The organism is Sphingomonas sp. CCH10-B3, from assembly GCF_001556185.1.
Classification (GTDB): Bacteria; Pseudomonadota; Alphaproteobacteria; order Sphingomonadales; family Sphingomonadaceae; genus Sphingomonas; species Sphingomonas aquatica.
On record NZ_LSIJ01000029.1, the window covers coordinates 34,071 to 52,062 of the forward strand.

At 69.2% G+C, this 17,992-nt stretch carries 24 protein-coding genes and 1 pseudogene; 23 read left to right on the top strand and 2 right to left on the bottom strand.

Going from position 1 to position 17,992, the window contains the following annotated elements; genetic code table 11:
* Positions 1-43 precede the first annotated feature (43 nt).
* Both AX672_RS06710 and AX672_RS06715 read left to right on the top strand, forming a co-directional pair.
* Positions 44-562: a hypothetical protein gene (locus tag AX672_RS06710; RefSeq protein ID WP_066650205.1), complete on the top strand. Its 519-nt coding sequence runs from the start codon at positions 44-46 to the stop codon at positions 560-562.
* 20 nt (positions 563-582) lie between these two features.
* Positions 583-1,866, top strand: coding sequence for a DNA-packaging protein (locus tag AX672_RS06715; RefSeq protein WP_066650253.1), 1,284 nt, complete (start codon positions 583-585; stop codon positions 1,864-1,866).
* A gap of 161 nt (positions 1,867-2,027) precedes the next feature.
* On the opposite strand, the gene AX672_RS06720 is transcribed toward AX672_RS06715, so the two are convergent.
* On the bottom strand, positions 2,028-2,306 hold the full coding sequence (locus tag AX672_RS06720; protein ID WP_066650207.1) for a hypothetical protein: 279 nt from the start codon (positions 2,304-2,306) through the stop codon (positions 2,028-2,030).
* A 223-nt stretch (positions 2,307-2,529) separates the two neighbouring features.
* On the opposite strand from AX672_RS06720, the gene AX672_RS06725 reads away from it, so the two are divergent.
* Positions 2,530-3,192: a spermidine synthase gene (locus AX672_RS06725; RefSeq protein WP_066650209.1), complete on the top strand. Its 663-nt coding sequence runs from the start codon at positions 2,530-2,532 to the stop codon at positions 3,190-3,192.
* Position 3,193: 1 nt separating this feature from the next.
* Here the strand turns inward: AX672_RS06725 and AX672_RS06730 are convergent, their stop codons facing one another.
* Complete coding sequence (locus tag AX672_RS06730) at positions 3,194-3,484, bottom strand: hypothetical protein (protein WP_066650210.1); 291 nt, start codon at positions 3,482-3,484, stop codon at positions 3,194-3,196.
* A gap of 14 nt (positions 3,485-3,498) precedes the next feature.
* On the opposite strand from AX672_RS06730, the gene AX672_RS06735 reads away from it, so the two are divergent.
* The 20 genes and pseudogenes from AX672_RS06735 to AX672_RS06830 all read left to right on the top strand — a co-directional run.
* On the top strand, positions 3,499-4,617 hold the full coding sequence (locus AX672_RS06735; RefSeq protein WP_066650212.1) for a phage portal protein: 1,119 nt from the start codon (positions 3,499-3,501) through the stop codon (positions 4,615-4,617).
* Positions 4,617-4,925: a DUF6127 family protein gene (locus tag AX672_RS06740; protein ID WP_066650213.1), complete on the top strand. Its 309-nt coding sequence runs from the start codon at positions 4,617-4,619 to the stop codon at positions 4,923-4,925. The genes AX672_RS06735 and AX672_RS06740 overlap by 1 nt, the downstream gene beginning before the upstream one ends.
* Positions 4,922-5,311 carry an HK97 family phage prohead protease gene (locus AX672_RS06745; RefSeq protein WP_202189264.1) on the top strand — a complete coding sequence of 130 codons (390 nt, stop codon included), beginning with the start codon at positions 4,922-4,924 and terminating at the stop codon, positions 5,309-5,311. The genes AX672_RS06740 and AX672_RS06745 overlap by 4 nt, the downstream gene beginning before the upstream one ends.
* Before the next feature lie 41 nt (positions 5,312-5,352).
* On the top strand, positions 5,353-5,787 hold the full coding sequence (locus AX672_RS06750; protein WP_082730423.1) for a HEAT repeat domain-containing protein: 435 nt from the start codon (positions 5,353-5,355) through the stop codon (positions 5,785-5,787).
* A gap of 80 nt (positions 5,788-5,867) precedes the next feature.
* Positions 5,868-6,908: a phage major capsid protein gene (locus AX672_RS06755; RefSeq protein ID WP_231731188.1), complete on the top strand. Its 1,041-nt coding sequence runs from the start codon at positions 5,868-5,870 to the stop codon at positions 6,906-6,908.
* 204 nt (positions 6,909-7,112) lie between these two features.
* Positions 7,113-7,379: a spike base protein, RCAP_Rcc01079 family gene (locus AX672_RS06760; RefSeq protein WP_066650216.1), complete on the top strand. Its 267-nt coding sequence runs from the start codon at positions 7,113-7,115 to the stop codon at positions 7,377-7,379.
* A complete protein-coding gene (locus AX672_RS06765) occupies positions 7,376-8,278 on the top strand; it encodes a phage head spike fiber domain-containing protein (protein WP_066650217.1) in 903 nt (300 codons plus the stop codon). Before AX672_RS06760 ends, AX672_RS06765 begins: the two co-directional genes overlap by 4 nt.
* A gap of 27 nt (positions 8,279-8,305) precedes the next feature.
* Positions 8,306-8,875, top strand: coding sequence for a head-tail connector protein (locus AX672_RS06770; RefSeq protein WP_066650218.1), 570 nt, complete (start codon positions 8,306-8,308; stop codon positions 8,873-8,875).
* Positions 8,872-9,078, top strand: coding sequence for a hypothetical protein (locus tag AX672_RS06775; protein ID WP_066650220.1), 207 nt, complete (start codon positions 8,872-8,874; stop codon positions 9,076-9,078). Before AX672_RS06770 ends, AX672_RS06775 begins: the two co-directional genes overlap by 4 nt.
* Entirely contained in the window at positions 9,075-9,464 is a 390-nt protein-coding gene (gene gp17 / locus AX672_RS06780) for a tail completion protein gp17 (protein ID WP_066650222.1), read from the top strand. Before AX672_RS06775 ends, gp17 begins: the two co-directional genes overlap by 4 nt.
* A gap of 143 nt (positions 9,465-9,607) precedes the next feature.
* Positions 9,608-10,015: a phage major tail protein, TP901-1 family gene (locus AX672_RS06785; protein WP_066650224.1), complete on the top strand. Its 408-nt coding sequence runs from the start codon at positions 9,608-9,610 to the stop codon at positions 10,013-10,015.
* Positions 10,012-10,326 (top strand): gene transfer agent family protein, encoded by a 315-nt coding sequence (locus AX672_RS06790; protein ID WP_066650225.1) that lies wholly within the window; start codon positions 10,012-10,014, stop codon positions 10,324-10,326. The genes AX672_RS06785 and AX672_RS06790 overlap by 4 nt, the downstream gene beginning before the upstream one ends.
* Positions 10,326-10,646: a phage tail assembly chaperone gene (locus AX672_RS19255; protein ID WP_066650229.1), complete on the top strand. Its 321-nt coding sequence runs from the start codon at positions 10,326-10,328 to the stop codon at positions 10,644-10,646. Before AX672_RS06790 ends, AX672_RS19255 begins: the two co-directional genes overlap by 1 nt.
* Positions 10,639-11,208 (top strand): tail tape measure protein, encoded by a 570-nt coding sequence (locus AX672_RS06800; protein ID WP_066650237.1) that lies wholly within the window; start codon positions 10,639-10,641, stop codon positions 11,206-11,208. Before AX672_RS19255 ends, AX672_RS06800 begins: the two co-directional genes overlap by 8 nt.
* A pseudogene (locus AX672_RS06805) lies at positions 11,208-13,393 on the top strand (DUF2460 domain-containing protein). Before AX672_RS06800 ends, AX672_RS06805 begins: the two are co-directional and overlap by 1 nt.
* On the top strand, positions 13,393-14,196 hold the full coding sequence (locus AX672_RS06810; protein ID WP_066650238.1) for a DUF2163 domain-containing protein: 804 nt from the start codon (positions 13,393-13,395) through the stop codon (positions 14,194-14,196). Before AX672_RS06805 ends, AX672_RS06810 begins: the two are co-directional and overlap by 1 nt.
* Entirely contained in the window at positions 14,193-14,501 is a 309-nt protein-coding gene (locus AX672_RS06815) for a hypothetical protein (RefSeq protein WP_066650239.1), read from the top strand. The genes AX672_RS06810 and AX672_RS06815 overlap by 4 nt, the downstream gene beginning before the upstream one ends.
* Positions 14,501-16,621 (top strand): phage tail protein, encoded by a 2,121-nt coding sequence (locus tag AX672_RS06820; RefSeq protein ID WP_066650240.1) that lies wholly within the window; start codon positions 14,501-14,503, stop codon positions 16,619-16,621. The genes AX672_RS06815 and AX672_RS06820 overlap by 1 nt, the downstream gene beginning before the upstream one ends.
* Positions 16,622-16,643: 22 nt before the next feature.
* Positions 16,644-17,147 carry a DUF2793 domain-containing protein gene (locus AX672_RS06825; RefSeq protein ID WP_066650242.1) on the top strand — a complete coding sequence of 168 codons (504 nt, stop codon included), beginning with the start codon at positions 16,644-16,646 and terminating at the stop codon, positions 17,145-17,147.
* A gap of 118 nt (positions 17,148-17,265) precedes the next feature.
* Positions 17,266-17,992, top strand: a 727-nt coding sequence (locus tag AX672_RS06830) for an outer membrane protein (RefSeq protein ID WP_168727371.1), incomplete at its 3' end; no start/stop codon positions are given.

Here is a 17,992-nt window from a genome sequence, read left to right on the forward strand (position 1 = left end):
GAAGTGCGGCTGTCTGGCTCCGGCGGTTGGCGAAAGGCGGTTGATGACCGACAAGATTTCCAGCGGCAAGGACCGCCCGATCCAGCGCCGGACACCCCGCCGTGACGGCTGGACCAATGCCAAGCGCAAGGCATTCCTGAACACGCTTGCGGCCACTGCCAATGTTGCTCAGGCAACGCGCGGCGTCGGGCTGAAGCCGCATGCGGCCTATAGTTTGCGGCGGCGCGACCCGGCGTTTGCAGAGCTTTGGCAGACGGCCTTGCAAACCGCTTATGCACGGCTTGAGGGCGAAGTGCTGGCCCGCGCGCTCGGGACTTCGACTGTCGATGAAGAGGTCGATGCCGACCGCGCCGTGGAGGAAGCCGCCTTTGCCAAGCGGATCGACCCCGAAGTCGCTTTGAAAGTCCTTGCACGGCGGGGGGCAAATCCCGATCGCCATGCGCCGAATGCGCCCGGACCCAAGTATAAGAAGATCGACCGCGACCAGTTGACCAAAGCGCTCGAACGGCAGCTGGCGGCCCTTGAAAAGCGGCTGCGCGCTTCGCGAGGGGGTGCGCCTTGAGTGCGCTGGATGCCGCCGTCATGCGACTGGCGCTGTTACCCGCCGAACAGCGTCGAAAGCTGCTCGCTCGGCTAACCGAGCCCGAATTACGGGCGCTGCTCGATAGTTGGGATGTCTGGGCCCTGCCCGGCCAGAACGCGCCGCCCGGTGACTGGCATGTCTGGATGATCCGCGCCGGTCGCGGATTCGGCAAGACCCGTGCGGGCGCCGAATGGATCAGTGGCATCGCCCGCGCGAAGCCCGACGCCCGGATCGCACTGGTGGGCGGCACCGTCGACGATGTGCGCCGGGTGATGATCGAGGGCGAGAGCGGCCTGATGGCGGTGCGCCACGGCGGCGAGCGGATCGAGTGGCGCCAGGTCGCGGGCGAAGTGATCTTTGATTCGGGCGCGCGGGCCTATGTCTATTCGGCCGAGGCGCCCGAAAAGCTGCGCGGGCCCGAACATCATGCCGCCTGGTGTGACGAACTGGCAAAGTGGCGCAGCGGGGATGCCGCGTGGGACAATCTGTTGCTCGGGCTGCGGCTTGGCCAGCATCCGCGCGTCTTGGTGACGACGACGCCGCGCGCCAATGCGTTGATGCGGCGGGTGATGGCGATGCCGGGCTTTGTCGAAACGCGCGGGGCAACGCGCGACAATCCGCATCTGCCAGTGCATTTTGCCGAGGCGATGGGGCGGCTGTACGGCGGCACCCGGCTGGGGCGGCAGGAACTGGACGGTGAGCTGATCGAGGATGCCGCGGGCGCCTTGTGGACCCGCGCACTGCTGGAGGTATGCCGGGTGCGCGTGCTGCCGTCGCTGGTGCGAGTGGTGGTCGGCGTTGATCCGTCGGCGAGCGTCGGCGGCGATGCCTGCGGGATCGTCGCGGTCGGGCTGGGCGACGACGGGCTGGGCTATGTGATCGAGGATGCGAGCGTCGCGGGGGCCTCGCCCGAGGGCTGGGCGCGCGCGGTGGCGGATTGCGCCGCGCGGGTCGGCGCCGATCGGGTGGTAGCGGAGGCGAACAACGGCGGCGCGATGGTGCGCAGCGTGCTGATCGGCGCCGACGCCGCGTTGCCGGTGACGTTGGTCCACGCTGCCCACGGCAAGAGCGCGCGGGCCGAGCCGGTCGCGGCGCTGTACGAGCGCGGGCGTGTGAAGCACCTCGGTGCTTTTCCGGCGCTGGAGGACGAGCTGTGCGGCCTGATCGCGGGCGGCGGCTATGAGGGGCCGGGACGGTCGCCGGATCGGGCGGATGCGCTGGTGTGGGCACTGAGCGAGCTGATGCTGCGGCGGCGGCGCGAGGTGGGGGTGCGGCGGTTGTGAGCTTTGCCGACGACCGGGGCCGAACAAGAGCAGCTCTATCCGTCATTCCCGCGAAGGCGGGAATCCATTCTGGCTGACGCTCAAGAGACTCGCGCCAATGAAGGACTATGGATCCCCGCCTGCGCGGGGATGACGGTGCAAAGCTCAGGGAGTGGGCTCAATCAGGACCGCCCCCGCTTGCGCCAGGCGCTCGCCGCCGGGAACAGGGTGAACACCGCCACCGCAAACCCCGTCATCGCGGTGTGGGGATCGTTCATCGCCACGCCGATCGCGCCGATGACGGTGCAATAGAGCGGCAGGATATAGACCAGATAGGGCGTGATTCCGCCAAGGTGGCGGCGTGCGCTATCTTCATGGACGAAGAACCAGCCGAAACCGATCAGCGGCACCGCAAACAGCAGCGCGAGCGCGATCCAACCGGCCTGGGCGAGACTGGGCATGGGGGCATCCTATCGCGCGGGGGCGGGCGCGGCTATAGCGAGCGCTTGCCCATGGCGATCCGTCACCCTGAACTTGTTTCAGGGTCCATCGTGCAACACGGAGGTTGGCTGATCTGGCGCAGTGGATGCTGAAACAAGTTCAGCGTGACGCATTGTGCTGTAACGAGCCCCGGGCGCAATCGGCCCGGCAGCGGGTCACGCGAACCAGCATTATGGAGGCCCGATGATCCCGCGCGAACTGATCGATACGGTGCAGGTGCCCGGTGGCGGCGAGATGCGGCTGGTGCGGCGCGGCACCGACTGGTTCATCATGCTCGGCCGCGAGGAACTGATGTCGAGCCGGATGAGCGGCTCCGAAGAAGCGCTCGGCACGATGGCGTGCGACCGGATCGGGACGGACGCGCGGGTGCTGATCGGCGGTTACGGGATGGGCTTTACCTTGCGTGCGGTGCTCGGGCGGCTGGGGCCGACGGCGCAAGTGACGGTCGCCGAGCTGGTGCCGGCGGTGATCGCCTGGGCGAAGGGGCCGATGGCGGCGTTCGCCGCCGGGTGCCTCGACGATCCCCGCGTTCGGGTGGTCGAGGATGATGTCGGCGCGGTGATCGCGCGCGGCGCGGGGGCGTGGGACGCGATCCTGCTCGATGTCGACAACGGCCCCGACGGGCTGACGCGCAAGGGCAACGACCGGCTCTATTCGGAGGCGGGCCTGGCGGCGGCACGCGCGGCGCTGCGGCCCGGCGGGGTGCTGGCGGTGTGGTCGGCAGCGGCCGATCCGGCGTTCGCCAAGGCGCTGGAGCGGGCGGGATTGGACGTCGACGAAGTAGTGGTACGCGCAAGAGCGAGCGGCAAGGGCGCAAGGCACGTGATCTGGTTCGGCCGGCGGTAAGTTAGGCGGAGGCTCGGCGCCGCCGAGCGCGGATGAATATCGCGATACCCAAGAAGCACATGGCGAGGACGATCATCGCGGTCGCCCAGTGATCACCTTCCAAGCCGAGGGTGGCAACAGGTAACAACAAGAAAATGCTCATGATGACTTGGGCCGCGTGGGGGAGTGACGAAAAGCGGCGGTTGAAGCCATCATAATCGGCGAACCACCAAACGAGCATGCACGTCAACACCACCGGAATCGCGGCTCTGCCGATGGCCAGAATCCACTGGGCGAGGTCGAACAGGGTCATTTCAGGAGCATAGCATGAAAATCTTCGGCTGGAAGGCGGCCGGGCGGGAGCGATTCCGTCCGGCCCTCTCGCGTTATGGCCTCAGCACGGGCGCGACACTCGGCGAATGGCCTTTGACTTACGAAGCGCAGGTGCGCGAGGGCTATGCGCGCAATGCCATCGCCCAGCGCTGCGTGCGGCTGGTGGCGGAAGGGGTGGGTGGGGCGCCGCTCATCGCTTCCGATCCGGCGCTCGCAGCGTTGGTGAGCGTGCGGTCGGGCGGGCAGGCGCTGGTCGAGACGGTGGCGGCGCAGCTGCTGCTTCACGGCAATGCCTATGTCCAGATCGCGACCGATGGCGCGGGCGACGTCGCCGAACTGTTCGCGCTGCGGCCCGAGCGGGTGCGGGTCGCGCCCGATGCGCGCGGCTGGCCGGTCGCGTACGACTACCGCGTCGGTGAGCGGGTAAGCAGCCTCTCCGCCGAGGAGCCGCGCCCGCAGATCGTTCATCTGAAGAGCTTCAACCCGCTTGACGATCATTATGGGCTGGGCTGCCTGGGCGCGGCGGCGGGGGCGATCGCGGTCCACAATGCCGCCGCGCGCTGGAACAAGGCGCTGCTCGACAATGCCGCAAGGCCCTCCGGCGCGCTCGTCTACGAACCCGGCGACGGGTCGAGCCTGTCGCGCGAGCAGCTCGAGCGGCTGCGCGCCGATATCGAGGCGAGCTTCTCGGGCGTCGGCAATGCCGGGCGGCCGATGCTGCTCGAAGGCGGATTGAAGTGGCAGCCGCTCAGCCTGTCGCCCGCCGATCTCGATTTCGCCGGCACGCGCGAGGCGGCGGCGCGCGAGATTGCGACGGCGTTCGGGGTGCCGCCGATGCTGCTCGGCCTGCCGGGGGACGCGACCTATGCCAATTACCGCGAGGCCAATCGCGCGCTGTGGCGGCTGGCGATCCTGCCGCTGGCGGAGACGATCTTGAGCGGGCTGGGGCAGGCGCTCGGCGGATGGTTCGACAATGCAAGCCTGCGCGTCGATCTCGACCGGGTGACGGCGCTTGCCGAGGACCGCGAGCGGCTTTGGGCGCAAGTGAGCGCGGCGGATTTCCTGAGCCCGCAGGAGAAGCGAGCGATGCTCGGCATTGCGGGAGAAGCATGATGAACGACGGGGCGATCCTGGCGCAGCTGATGGCGCAGGGGCAGGCGGCGGGCGCCGATCTCGCGACGCTGCGCGCGCTCGCCGAGGAAGCGGGCGCATTGGCGGCCGAGCGGGCGCTGGCGCGGCTGGGGCTCGACGATGCGGCCGCGGCGAAGGACATGGGCGAGCTGCGCGAGTTGCTGGCGCTGTGGCGCGATGCGCGCGCGTCGCTGTGGAAGGCGGCGCTGGGGTGGGTCGCGCGGCTGGCGGGCACGGTGGTGCTGGCAGGGCTGGCGATCAAGTTCGGGGTGCTGGAGCCGTTCAAATGAGCGTGCGCTTTGCGGGCTATGCGGCGGTGTTCGATCGACCCGATCGCGGCGGCGATGTGGTGCGCGCCGGGGCTTTCGGGGCGCCGCGCCCGGTGCCTTTGCTGTGGCAGCATCGCGGGCGCCCGGTCGGGGTGATCGAGACAATTACCGAGGACGCCAAGGGCCTGCGCGTGATAGGGCGGATCGACGATCCGGCGCTCGCGGCGCAAGTGCGTGGCGGGGCGGTGACCGGCCTCTCGTTCGGCTATCGCGCGACGGGGGTGAAGCACCGCCACTACCGCGAGCTGACGCACGTCGCGCTGGTCGAGGTCAGTCTGGTCGCGCAACCGATGCAGCCGCTGGCGCGGGTGCATGCGGTGGTTTCGGATGCTAACGAAGGCGCATGACCAAGGAGTATTTTCCGCCATCCGATTTTCTGTGTTTATGCATGAACGAACACGTGCCGTTCAGCGGGTCTGCGTTTGCCGAAGCCAATTTGCGGCGGCTGATTGCTTTGACGAGCGACCCCGACACGGCCAATCGCGACTGGGCGACGATGCTGTTGGCGCAGACTGAAATCGATACGGCAGAAGTCCGGGCGGCACTATTGGAGCGGGTCGGCGATACCGACGCGATCGTCCGCGCTGAAGCGCTGGTCGGTTTGGTGCAACGCGACCGTGAACTGGCGCTGCCGCTCGTTGCCGCCGAACTGCAGGGAAATGACTGTAACACGGTCTTGATCGAGGCCGCCGAGGCACTTGCCGATCGGACGCTGCTGCCGATTTTGATGGCATGGTGGGGGGATCGAGCCAATCCGCCCGACCGGATCGACAAGGCTTTGGCACATGCCATCGCGGCATGTGGTGGGTCGACAGCAGGCTAACCGCCAAATCTGAATACACAAATCATTCAGGCGCGTCGCACCCTTGCGGCGCGCCTTTTTCGTGGGAGAAGGACATGGACATGACGACCGATACGCTCGCGGCGAGCTTCGAGCAGGTGACGATGAAGGGCGCCGTCGAGCGGCCGATGCTGAGCGGGGCGCGCGCCGGGGGTGCGGCGTTCGAGGGCTATCTGCGCAGCGGCGCCACTACCGAGGTGAAGACGTTTGCGGGCACCAGCGATGCGACTGGTGGCGTAGCGATCCCGCAGGAAATCGATGCGATGATCGATGCGACGCTCAAGTCGATCTCGCCCATCCGCAGCATCGCCAATGTCGTGCAGGTCGGATCGGCGGGCTATCGCAAGCTGGTGACGACCGGCGGCACCGCGTCGGGCTGGGCGGCCGAGGATGGCGCGCGTAGCGAGACGGCGACGCCTGCCTTCGTCGAAATCGCGCCGCCGTTCGGCGAGCTTTACGCCAATCCGAGCGCGACCCAGGCGATGCTCGACGATGCGGCGTTCGATGTCGAGGCGTGGCTGGCGAGCGAAATCGCGACCGAATTCGCCAAGGCCGAAGGCGCGGCGTTCGTCAACGGCAGCGGTACCAACCGGCCCAAGGGTTTCCTCGCCGCGCCGACGGCGGCGACCGGCGACGGGACGCGCGCGTTCGGGACGCTGCAATATCTGGCGAGTGGTGCGGCCGGCGATTTTGCCGCCAATCCGCAGGACCGGCTGATCGACCTCGTCCAGAGCTTGCGCAGCCCCTATCGCCAGGGCGCGGTGTTCGTAATGAATTCGGCGACGCTCGCGCGGATCCGCAAATTCAAGACGAGCGAAGGCGCGTTCATCTGGTCGCCGGGGCTGGCGGCGGGGCAGCCCGATACGCTGCTCGGCTATCCGGTGATCGAGGCCGAGGACATGCCCGATATCGCCGCGAATTCGCTGTCGATCGCGTTCGGCAATTTCCGCGCCGGCTATCTGATCGCCGAGCGGGCCGAAACCGCAATCCTGCGCGATCCGTACAGCAACAAGCCGTTCGTTACCTTCTACGCGACCAAGCGGATTGGCGGTTGCGTGAGCAATTCGGAGGCCATCAAGCTGATGAAGTTCGCCGCGAGCTGAGGCGCGACCGATCTAACCCCTCCCCTTCAGGAGTTCGCGCGCAGTCCCGTCCCCCGGACGGGACCAAGGGCGCCCGAACTGGAAAGGGGTGGGGCCTCTCCGCAAGTGCTTCGCCCGTTGAAGCGCCCCACCCCAACCCCTCCCCTCAAGGGGAGGGGCTTTGCTTGCCGCGAGGCAGCGGCACACATCAAACCGGAGACCCCCATGACCGATCCCTTCTCGACCCGGGCCGACAGCGTGTCGGCACCGGCGGCCCGGGCGCGTGCGGTGACGCCGCATGACGGCAATGCGCTGCCCGAAATTCCCAAGGCGCTCTATATCGGCAGCGGCGGCGCGATCACGATGCGTGGCAGTGGCGACAGCGCCGACAGCGTCTGGGCGAACGTCCCTTCGGGCAGCGTGCTGCCGTTCCGGCCGAGCCATATCCGCGCGACCGGCACCACGGCCGGCGACATATTGGCGCTGTCATGAGCCGGCCGCTCGGGCTGGGCCTTGCGCTCGGCACTGGTCGGGCGGGCGCGGCCGCGGTCGATCCGCGCGGGTTCGATTTCGGCGGCACGCGCCTGCCCGCTGGCGCGACGCTCACTCGCGCGTCGCCTGCCAGCGTCACCGACGCCGACGGCGTGATGCGGCAGGCGGCCGCCGACGCCCCGCGCTTCGATCATGCCGCGAGCGCGTCCGGCGTGGCGCGGCGCGGCTTGCTGATCGAGCCCGCCGCGACCAATTTCGTCACCCATGCGGGCAATATCGCGCTGTGGACGACCGATGCCGGCGGCGGCGCGAACCCGGTCGTGGTGACGCCCGCCGACGCGGTCGCGCCCGACGGCAGCACCACCGCGACGCGGCTGTTTTTCGAGCACCTCGGCGGCTATGCGCGGGCGATCTTCTATCCGGCGATCGCCGCGCCGGGCGACCATTGCCTCAGCATCTGGTTGCGCACGCCGCAGCCCGGGCGCTCGATTGCACTCGCGATCGACAATATCCTCAGCCCGGCGCTGACGATCGACGGCGACTGGCGACGCTATTCGGTTGTCGCGCCGGTGGCAGGCGCCACGCAATGCCAGCTGCTGCTCTGGGCAGCGGTCGCCACGTCACCCGCGACCGCGACGGTGCACGCCTGGGGCGCGCAGTTCGAGGCAGGCGCTGCCCCCGGCAGCTACATCGCCACCGCGGCGGCGCCAGTGACACGCGCAGCCGATGTGCTGACGCTCGACTGGGGCACGCGCGGCGTGCCCGACGGGCCGCTGGCGGTGCGCTACCTGTTCGACGACGGCAGCAGCCTTGCCGCCACCCAGACCGTAAGCGGCGGCACGGCGCACGTGCCGACCGACCTGCCCCGCGCCCATCTGCGCCGGATCGAGCGCGCCTGAGGCGGCGCTTTTCAAGGGATTGAGACGATGACCATCGAGGCAAACGGCCCCGGCGCAGTGACGCTGGGCGCTGAGGACCGCGTGCGCGCGGTCGCGGCAGTGAAAGCGGCGCTCGAGCTGAGCCTCGACGACCATGACGATCTGCTCGCGGCGCTGGCCGAAACCGCGCTGGGGCTGGCCGAACAGTTTCTGGGGCAGATGCTGATCGCGCGGACGGTGGTGGTGACGCTGCCGGTGCGGACGGGGTGGCAGCGGATCGGCGTTGCCCCGGTGACGGCCATTGCCAATCTGGCGGGCGTGGCGGCGGACGGGAGCGCGGTGATGCTGCCGGTGCATGGCTATGACATCGACATCCTGCGCGGCGAAGGCTGGGCGCGGCTGCGCGACGTCGGCGCGGCGGTGCGGGTCACCGCGTCGGTGACGGCCGGGGTCGCCGCCGATTGGGACGCGATCCCGGCGGCGATCCGCCAGGGCGCGGTGCTGCTCGCCGCTTACCTCTTCAGCGAGCGCGACACCAGCCGCCCGCCGTCCGGCGCGATCACCGCGCTGTGGCGCCCTTACCGAACCCTGACACTGACCGGGAGTATCCACGCATGAGCAATATCGAAGACACCGCGCGCGACATCGCCGCGCAGGTACAAGTCGCCGCAACCGAACGCGCGGCGGCGGCCATTCAGGAAGCACTGCCTGAAGCGCGCGTGTCGACCGAGCGCGGCCGCATCATCGTCGAAGGGCGCGGGCTCGCGCGGCGGCGGCTGGTCAATGCCGCGCTGCGCTGGATCGGGAGCCTGTTGCGATGAGCGCCGAGGCCGTCTTCCAGGCGGCGCTGACCGACGCACTGACCAATGCGATCGGTGACCGGCTGAACGGCGTGTTCGAGGGGCCAGCGGTGAAAGCCACCGCGCCCTATGCCGAGATCGGCGAGCTGCTGAGCATCGACTGGAGCACCAAGGATGCCGAGGGGCGCGAGCTGCGCAGCTTGATCCAGCTGCGCGACCGGGCCGAGACGGCGGTGCGGCTGCAAGGCCTTGCCTGCGACGCCGATGCCGCGATCCGCGGCATGGCACCGGCGCTTGACGGCTGGCGGATCGCGAGCGTCGTGCTGGTGCGCAATCGCATCGTGCGGTCGGGCGTCGGGCAATGGACCGCGCTGATCGAACACCGCGCGCGGGTGCTGGCGGAATAACGCGCCCTTCAACGTCATTGCGAGCGCAGCGAAGCAATGCAGAGCACCACGCGAGCATGCCCCTGGATTGCTTCGCGGTGCTCGCAATGACGGCGGGTGCTGGGGTGCTGGGGTGCTGGCGACATAATCACGGGAGAAGAGACATGGCAGCGGAAAAGGGCAGCGCGTTCCTGCTCAAGATCGGCAATGGCGCGACGCCGCCGGTGTTCACCACGGTCGCGGGGCTGCGCACGACGCAGTTGCAGATCAACGGCGAGGCGGTGGCAATCACCTCCAAGGATTCGGGCGGCTGGCGCGAATTGCTGTCGGGCGCGGGTGTGCGATCGGTGAGCGTTTCGGGGGCGGGGATCTTCACCGGTTCCGCCGCCGAAGCGCGGCTGAAGGGCAATGCGCTGAGCGGGACGATCGACGATTACCGGCTGAGCTTCGAAAGCGGCGAGAGCTTGACCGGGCGGTTCCTGGTGACGCGGCTCGACTATGCCGGCGATTACAATGGCGAACGCAACTACACGCTCGCGCTCGAAAGCTCGGGCGCGGTGGTGAGCGCATGAATCCGCCTGCCAATCCGGCGAGAGGCGAGGCGGCAGTGCGGGTGGGCGGCGCGATGCTCACCTTGCGGCCGACGTTCACGGCATTGGTCGCCGCCGAGGCGGAACTGGGGCCGCTGTTCGCGCTCGTCGAGCGCGCCGCCGACCAGCGGCTGGGGCTGGGCGAGCTGGTCGCACTGTTCTGGCACTGTCTGGCCGAAGTGCCCGAGGGGATGACGCGTGAGGCCTTTGCCGAGGGTGTTGCGGCGGGGGGGCTCGCCAATACGACGCCCGCGCTGAAGGTGCTGCTTGGGCAGATTCTGGCGGGGCGGTGATGAGCACGATCCTCCCCCCACGGGGGAGGTGGCGGCCGCAGGCCGACGGAGGGGGTGTGCCACAGGCGAATCGCTCGGGGCCTGCCCCCTCCACCGCCTTCGGCGGTCCCCCTCCCGCTTCCGGGGAGGATTTTGCGGATCGCGCCGCCAAGCTCGCGGGGCTGGCGGGCGCGCTGTTCGGCTGGAGTCCAGATACTTTTTGGAATGCGACCCCGGCCGAACTTGCGAGCGTCGTCGCGGCGCTTGTCGGTGACGCCGCGCCCCCGCCCCCCGACCCCGCGACAATCGCCCAATTGATGGAGGCATTTCCCGATGGATGAGGAAATCGACCGGCTGGTGGTGAGCGTGCGCGCCGACACCAGCGGCTTTGCGCGCGATGTCGCGGCGATGCGCGGGCAGCTCTACGGGCCGCTGCAGGGCGCCGCCGATGCGGCCGGGCGCGGGATCGAAAATGCGCTGGTGCGCGCGACGCGAAGCGGCAAGCTTGGCTTCGACGATCTGCGCAAGGTCGCGCTGTCGGTGCTCGCCGATATCGCCGCGAGCGCGATCCGGAGCGGCATCGACGCGATCCTGGGCGGTGGCCGCTCGGGCAGCGGCGACGGGGGCTTGCTCGGCGCGATCGGGTCGCTGTTCGGCGCGCCGGGGCGTGCGACCGGCGGGCCGGTGGCGCCGGGCCGCGCCTATGTGGTGGGCGAGCGTGGGCCGGAACTGTTCGTGCCGACGTCGAGCGGGCGGGTCGAGACGCGCGGCAGCGGCGGCGGGCGCGATGTGCGGATCGCGATCAACATCGCCGCGCCTGCGGGCACCGAACCGCAGGCGCTCGCCCGCTCGAGCCGCCAGATCGCGCGCGCGGTGCGGGCGTCGCTGGCGGAGGACGCGTGATGGGCCATTGGCTGGCGACGCAGCGGCGCGGGCAGGCGACGGGGTTCGTCTCGCGCTTCGATCCGGCGTATTGGAGCGTCAATTTCCCGCGCCCGATGATGGCGAGCGTGGTGACGACTGCGCCCGATGCGTTGCGCGTCGATGCGGTGTTTTACCGCGCCGACGATCTCGCGGGGCTGATCTGGGAGGCGGAGGATCGCTTCGATCATCCGCTGCTTGCCTATGAGACGCGGCGCGATTTCCGCGATTGCGCGCTCAGCTTTCGCTGGCGGTCGGGCGGAGTGCTGCCGCTCGATGCGGTTAACGGCCCGACGCTGACGATCGAGGGGCGCGATGCCGGGGGCAATCCCCGCGCCTGGTATGTGCGGCTGTGGAATTATGCGAGCGGCTCGCCCGAGGATGCGGTGGTGCGGATCGATTTCGCCGCGCTCGACGGCGGCTTCCTGCTGCCGGGCGAGGCCGATCCCGTGTGGGCGGGCGATGTCGACCGGATGTTCGTGTCGCTGGTGCCGCCAGGGTTCGACCCCGCCGGGGGAATGCTGGCCGCGCCCGCCGAGGGCTGGGTCGAGCTGAGCGACATCGGCTGCACCGGTGCGGGCGCGGTGCTGGGCATCGGCGATGCGATCGTCCCCGACCATGGCCTCGGCATCGCGAGCGGGTATGACGACAGCTATAATGTCACACCCGCGCGGCTGCTGCGCAATGCGCTCCACCTAGGGTATCGCGGCGCGATCAACCATTATGTCGGGATGAGCCACTATTTCCGGCTCGAGGCCAATTCGGGCGGGCTCTATGCGAGCCTGACCGGGGGCGTGCTCAACGTCGCCTGCGCCGCGTGGCACCGCGATTTCGCCGAGCGGGCCAGGGCGCTCGGATACGACGTGATCTGGTCGCTCAGCTACGAGCTGTTCGACGCACATTGCTGGGGCGACTGGAAGCAGCGCGCGGTCGATGGGTCGCCTGCCCTCACCGGCTGGGAACCGCCGTCGACGCTGCTGAGCCCGGCGAGCGCCGGCGCAATGGCCTATCTGCGGGCAGTCGCGGTCGCCTTCATCGAGATTGCGGTGGCGGCGGGGTTGGCACCGAAGTTTCAGGTCGGCGAGCCGTGGTGGTGGGTGATGGCCGATGGGCGGCCCTGTATCTACGACGATGCCGCGCGGGCCGCGCTCGGCAATCCGCCCGCGATCAATGTCCGGGGGCCGCAGGATGCCGCCACGATCGCGGTGCTCGATGCGGCGGGGGCGCTGCTGGCGGCGTCGACCGCCGCGCTGGCGGCAGCGGTGAAGGCCGTCGCGCCGGGGTGCGAGACATTGGTGCTCGCTTATCTGCCGAGCCTGCTCGATGCCGCCGCGCCTGAGGTCGAGCGGATGAACCTGCCGATCGGCTGGGCGTCGCCTGCGTTCGATGTGCTTCAGCTCGAGGATTATGACTGGGTGACGGCGGGGGACACATCGCGCAGCGCGCGGGGCGCCGCGGCGGCGACCTTGCGGCTCGGGCGGCGTGGGCGCGCGGCGTAGCGCAGGCCTTCATCTGGGCGCTGCCGCAAGTGATCCGCGATGGCTTCGTCCATTTCGATGAGCAGGAGGAGGAAGAGGACGTGCAGCCCTTTGACGACGTGCTGTTTCCGCTGGCGCTCGGGCGCGAGGCCGAAGTGACGCCGACCTTCTCGACCGCGATCGTGACGAGCGCGGGCGGGCATGAAGCACGCAACGCGAGCTGGTCGGCGGCGCGCACGCGCTATGATGTCGGCCCCGGCGTGCGGTCCGAGGCGGACATCGCCGCGCTGCTCGACTTCTTCCGCGCGCGGATGGGGCCGGCGCGGGGGTTCCGCCTGCGCGATCCGTTCGATGCCGAGGGCGTCGATCAGTCGATCGGGACCGGCGATGGGGTCAACACCCGCTTTGCGCTGGTGAAACATTATGACGAGGGGGTGCGGCGGATCACTCGGCCGATCGTGGGCAGCGTGCGGGTAACGGTGGGCGGCGCCGAGACGGCGGCGTTTGCGGTCGAGCCCGGCGGCTGGGTGGTTCTCGATGCCGCCCCCGCGTCCGGCGCTACGGTGCGCGCGAGCTTTCGCTTCGACGTGCCGGTGCGCTTTGCCGAGGATGCGCTGAGCGTCACCCGCGCGACTTTCCTCGCGGGTGCGGCGCCTTCGGTCCCGCTGATCGAAGTGCGGGAAGACTGATGCTGACCGGCGACCTCACCACCATAGCCTTGTGCTGGCGGATCGAGCGGCGCGATGGCGTGACGATCGGGCTGACCGATCACGACCGCGACCTGACCATCGACGGGCTGGTCCATCGTGCCGCGCCGGGGATGACCCCTTCGGCAATCAAGCGCAGCGACGCGCTGGAGGCCGATACGATGGATGTCGCTGGCGCACTGACCAGCGCGGCGATCGCCGCGCGCGATCTGCTCGCCGGGCGGTGGGACGGCGCGCGGGTGGCGCTGTTCGCGGTCGACTGGACTGGCGCACCGGGCCGCGTCGACCTGGGTGAAGGGCTGATCGGCGCCATCGAGACGCAGGGCGACGGCTTTACCGCCGAGCTGCGCGGGCCGAGCGCGCTGCTCGACCGCGCGGTGGCCGAGGAAACCTCGCCCGAATGCCGTGCTGAGCTGGGCGACCGGCGCTGCGGCGTGGCGATGGCGGGGCGGCGGCGGTTCGCGCGCGTGGTCGCGGCCGATGGCGCCGCGCTGAGCCTCGATATCGCCGAGCCGAGCGCCAATGCCTATGGCGGCGGGCGGCTGCGCTGGTTCGACGGCGCCAATGCCGGGCTGGAGGCAGTGATCGCTTCGTCCGACGGCGCGTCGGTCATGCTGCGCGCCGAACCGGTCTACGCGCCAGCGGCGGGCGAGCTGGTCGAGATCAGCGAGGGTTGCGACAAGAGCATCGCGACCTGCGCCGGACGCTTTGCCAATGCTGCCAATTTTCGCGGCGAGCCGTTCCTGCCCGGGATCGACCTGCTGACGCGCTATCCGGGCGCGTGAATATTGTCGAACGCGCGCGATCGGCAGTCGGCGCGCGGTTCCGGCTGCACGGGCGCGAGGCGGCAACGGGGCTCGATTGCGTCGGGCTGGCCGCGCTGGCTTATGGCGAAGCGGCGGTGGCAGCGGTCGACGTGCGCGCAGGCGATCTTCTGCTGTGCGCGAGCGGGCCGGGGCAGTTGCATCTCGCAATCGATAGCGGCGGCGGGGTGATTCACGCCGATGCGATGCTGCGCCGCGTCGTCGAGCGGCCGGGGCCGGTGCCCTGGACGGTGATCGGCCGCTGGCGGCTGAAGGGAGAGGATTGATGGCGACGCTGTTGCTGACGGCGGTCGGTGCCGCGTTCGGCGGGCGGATCGGCAGTGCGATTGGTGCCATTGCGGGCCAGGCGATCGACCGCGAGCTGTTCAAGGGCAAGGGTCGCGAAGGCCCCCGGCTGACCGAATTGTCGGTCCAGACCTCGTCCTATGGCAGCCCGATTCCTGCAATCTTTGGGACGATGCGCGTTGCGGGCACGGTGATCTGGTCGACCGACCTGATCGAAAGCACCTCGAAGACCAGCAATGGCAAGGGGCAGCCGAGCACCACCAATTACAGCTATTCGGCATCGTTCGCCGTCGCGTTGTCGGGGCGACCGATCAAGCGCGTGGGGCGGATCTGGGCCGACGGCAATCTGCTGCGCGGGAGTGGGGGCGACTTTAAGACCGCGACCGGCTTCCGGCTTCATACCGGCGGCGAGGACCAGCCGGTTGATCCGCTGATCGCCGCTGCCGAGGGTGCGCTGGCGCCTGCGCATCGCGGGCTGGCCTATGCGGTGTTCGAGCATCTCCAGCTTGCCGATTTCGGCAATCGCATTCCTTCGCTCACTTTCGAAGTTTTCGCCGACGAAGGCCCGGTCGCGATTGGTACCATTGCCGAGGCGATCGGCGCAGGGCTGGTATCGGCGGACAGGGCAACGACAGTGCTGGCGGGCTTTTCAGCCTATGGCGACAGCGCGCGAGGGACGCTCGGCGCGCTCATCGAGGTGGGCGGCTATTGGCTCGCGCCGACCGGTGGCACGCTGACGCTGCGCGGCGATGGTCTGCCCGAACGCGCCATTGCCGACGAAGGTGCCGGCGCTGGCCAGCGTGGCGCGCGGGCGGTCAGGCAGATCGCCGCGATCGAAACCGTGCCGCAACTGATCACGCTCGCCCATTATGACCCGGCGCGCGATTACCAGACTGGTGTCCAGCGCGCGCGCCGTCCCGGCCCCGGCGAACGCAGCATCCGCATCGAGGTGGCGGCGGCGATCGATGCCGGTCCTGCCAAGGCGATGGCCGAAGCCAAATTGCGCCGCGCCGAGGCTGGGCGCGAGACCCGACGGATCGCGCACGGCTGGTCGGCTCTCGATCTCGCGCCCGGCGCGGTCGTGTCGATTGCGGGCGAAGCGGGGCGCTGGCGCGTGACCGGCTGGTCGCTCGAGGCGATGGTGCTGACGCTCGATCTGGTCCGGCTGGGCAGCGCCGTGGCGGGATCGCCGGCAAGCTCGGGCCGGGTACTGGCGAGTCCCGACGTGGCGGCCGGGCCGACGATCATCCATGCGTTTGAACTGCCGGCGCTCGACGATACGCTCCTCTCATCGCCGCGGGTGCTGGTTGCCGCCGCCGGGACCGGTGCGGGCTGGCGGCGCGCCGCGCTGCTCTACAGCACCGACAATGGCGGGCGCTGGACCCCGGCCGGGTCGACCGCGCTGCCTGCCGTGATCGGTACGGTAGCGGCGCCGCCGCGCGCCGCGGGCAGTGCGCTCCGCGATCTTGTCAGCAGCGTCGAAGTCGAGCTGGCGCGGACCGACATGGTCCTTGCCGACGCCGATGACGCCGCGCTCGACAGCGGTGCCAATCTGGCGCTGGTCGGTGATGAACTGCTCCAATTCGGTGAGGCTGTGCCGATCGGGCCAGCGCGCTGGCGGTTGTCGAGGCTGTTGCGCGGACGGCGGGGCACCGAATTTGCTGCAGGCGCCCAGCAGGTTGGCGACCGGTTCGTGCTGATCGAGCGCGAGGCGCTGGTGGCGATCGACCTGCCCGTCACCGCCATCGGCCGCCAGATTGCCGTGATGGCATCGGGCGTCGGCGACAGCGAGGGCCCCGCGCGCGTCGATATGGTGGTGACGGGCGCATCGGTGCTGCCGGCATCGCCCGTCCACCTGCGCATCGACCACGACGCTGGCATGTTGCGCTGGGCCCGGCGCAGCCGGACCGGGTGGCGTTGGATCGACGGCAGCGACGTGCCGCTCAGCGAGGAAAGTGAAGCCTATCGCATCGATTTCGCGAATGGCGCAAGCGTTGAGACGCAGGCGCCCGCGCTCGCGATCGCGGACGGTGCGGCGCTGCCGGTCACGGTGCGTCAGCGCGGCACGCAGGGACTGTCGCGCGCGGCCACGCTTGGCTGAGCCACAACCGAAGGAGCAAGGGATGACCGACGAGACCACCGCACGGCTGGCATTGCCGCTGCTGCAGCCGGGCCAGGCGCAAAAGGAACTCTACCACAATGAAGCGCTCGCGCTGCTCGATTTTGCGACTCAAGCCGTCGTCGAGGCGGTTGGTGTCGATATGCCACCGGCAGCCCCCGCGATGGGCGCCTGCTGGGTGGTCGGCAGCGCACCCGTCGGTGGCTGGACGGGGCAGGCGCTGGCGATTGCGGGCTGGACCGGCGGCGGCTGGCGGTTTGTGCCTGCGCGCGAGGGAATGACTGTGTGGAACCGCAGCGAAGACCAAGCCAGCCGATTCGACGGAATCGCGTGGCGCAGCGGCGAGTTACGGGGAAGCGTGCTGATGATCGGGGACGATCAGCTGATCGGCCCGCGTCGTCCCGCGATCGGCGATCCGGCAGGTGGCGCAACCGTTGATATTGAGGCGCGCGAGGCGGTTACCGCGATCCTGACCGCGCTGCGCGGCCATGGTTTGATCGAGGTATGACAAGGCGCCGTTGTGGCTATTTCGCCACAGTTCGGGGTATTTGTTCGCTTGCGTGGAAACCAAGCTTTGGCTAGGGAGTTCGGGCTGTCCGTAGTGACACTCAAGAAAGGGGATTATGATGCGGAAGCTGGCCGTTTCACTGGCACTTGCCTCCACGATCATCGCCACGCCTGCCCTCGCCCGCGACAAGTCGTGGTATGTTGGCGTCGATGGTGGTGCGACGATCGTCGAACGAATCAATTACGACATCGGTGCCGCTCGGGATGCGGCGTCTGCCTCGCATGACTATGGCTTCGACGTGTCGGGCAACATCGGCTACGACTTCGGCGTGTTCCGGGTCGAAGCGGAAGTCGCTTACAAGCGCGCAACCGTTCGTGACTACCGCTCGTCGACCCGCACGGCGGCGATCGGTGGCAATGGCACCCTCTACACGGTTGCCCCTGGCCTCTACAACGGCGTTGGCGGCAACACCTCGGCGCTCAGCTTCATGGTCAACGGCCTGCTCGATTTCGGCGCCGATGATGAGATCCAGGGCTTTGTCGGCGGCGGTGTCGGTGTCGCGCGCGTGAAGGCATCGCGCTACGCGATCAGCGCGCCAGGCGCGTTCCTCGACGACTCGGACACGCGCTTTGCCTATCAGGCGATTGCCGGTGTCCGTGCTCCGCTGAGCAAGCATATCGACGTGTCGGTGAAGTATCGCTTCTTCACAGCGCCCGATGCACGCTTCGTCGACATTCAGGGCCGTAACTTCTCGGGCACTTATCGCTCGCACAGCCTGCTCGGCGGCATCACGTACAACTTCGGTGGTCCGGAAGCTCCGCCTCCGGCTGAGCCCGCACCGCCGC

What these genes read in the sequence shown, in the direction of transcription:
- AX672_RS06820 (WP_066650240.1), top strand. Translation starts at nt 14,501, where the DNA reads ATGGCGACGCTGTTGCTGACGGCGGTCGGTGCCGCGTTCGGCGGGCGG.
- AX672_RS19255 (WP_066650229.1), top strand. Translation starts at nt 10,326, where the DNA reads ATGAGCACGATCCTCCCCCCACGGGGGAGGTGGCGGCCGCAGGCCGAC.
- AX672_RS06715 (WP_066650253.1), top strand. Translation starts at nt 583, where the DNA reads ATGCGACTGGCGCTGTTACCCGCCGAACAGCGTCGAAAGCTGCTCGCT.
- AX672_RS06745 (WP_202189264.1), top strand. Translation starts at nt 4,922, where the DNA reads ATGAGCGTGCGCTTTGCGGGCTATGCGGCGGTGTTCGATCGACCCGAT.
- AX672_RS06740 (WP_066650213.1), top strand. Translation starts at nt 4,617, where the DNA reads ATGAACGACGGGGCGATCCTGGCGCAGCTGATGGCGCAGGGGCAGGCG.
- AX672_RS06710 (WP_066650205.1), top strand. Translation starts at nt 44, where the DNA reads ATGACCGACAAGATTTCCAGCGGCAAGGACCGCCCGATCCAGCGCCGG.
- AX672_RS06785 (WP_066650224.1), top strand. Translation starts at nt 9,608, where the DNA reads ATGGCAGCGGAAAAGGGCAGCGCGTTCCTGCTCAAGATCGGCAATGGC.
- AX672_RS06760 (WP_066650216.1), top strand. Translation starts at nt 7,113, where the DNA reads ATGACCGATCCCTTCTCGACCCGGGCCGACAGCGTGTCGGCACCGGCG.
- AX672_RS06765 (WP_066650217.1), top strand. Translation starts at nt 7,376, where the DNA reads ATGAGCCGGCCGCTCGGGCTGGGCCTTGCGCTCGGCACTGGTCGGGCG.
- AX672_RS06750 (WP_082730423.1), top strand. Translation starts at nt 5,353, where the DNA reads ATGAACGAACACGTGCCGTTCAGCGGGTCTGCGTTTGCCGAAGCCAAT.
- AX672_RS06790 (WP_066650225.1), top strand. Translation starts at nt 10,012, where the DNA reads ATGAATCCGCCTGCCAATCCGGCGAGAGGCGAGGCGGCAGTGCGGGTG.
- AX672_RS06825 (WP_066650242.1), top strand. Translation starts at nt 16,644, where the DNA reads ATGACCGACGAGACCACCGCACGGCTGGCATTGCCGCTGCTGCAGCCG.
- AX672_RS06770 (WP_066650218.1), top strand. Translation starts at nt 8,306, where the DNA reads ATGACCATCGAGGCAAACGGCCCCGGCGCAGTGACGCTGGGCGCTGAG.
- AX672_RS06730 (WP_066650210.1), bottom strand. Translation starts at nt 3,484, where the DNA reads ATGACCCTGTTCGACCTCGCCCAGTGGATTCTGGCCATCGGCAGAGCC.
- AX672_RS06755 (WP_231731188.1), top strand. Translation starts at nt 5,868, where the DNA reads ATGACGACCGATACGCTCGCGGCGAGCTTCGAGCAGGTGACGATGAAG.
- AX672_RS06735 (WP_066650212.1), top strand. Translation starts at nt 3,499, where the DNA reads ATGAAAATCTTCGGCTGGAAGGCGGCCGGGCGGGAGCGATTCCGTCCG.
- AX672_RS06720 (WP_066650207.1), bottom strand. Translation starts at nt 2,306, where the DNA reads ATGCCCAGTCTCGCCCAGGCCGGTTGGATCGCGCTCGCGCTGCTGTTT.
- AX672_RS06725 (WP_066650209.1), top strand. Translation starts at nt 2,530, where the DNA reads ATGATCCCGCGCGAACTGATCGATACGGTGCAGGTGCCCGGTGGCGGC.
- AX672_RS06800 (WP_066650237.1), top strand. Translation starts at nt 10,639, where the DNA reads ATGGATGAGGAAATCGACCGGCTGGTGGTGAGCGTGCGCGCCGACACC.
- gp17 (WP_066650222.1), top strand. Translation starts at nt 9,075, where the DNA reads ATGAGCGCCGAGGCCGTCTTCCAGGCGGCGCTGACCGACGCACTGACC.
- AX672_RS06810 (WP_066650238.1), top strand. Translation starts at nt 13,393, where the DNA reads ATGCTGACCGGCGACCTCACCACCATAGCCTTGTGCTGGCGGATCGAG.
- AX672_RS06775 (WP_066650220.1), top strand. Translation starts at nt 8,872, where the DNA reads ATGAGCAATATCGAAGACACCGCGCGCGACATCGCCGCGCAGGTACAA.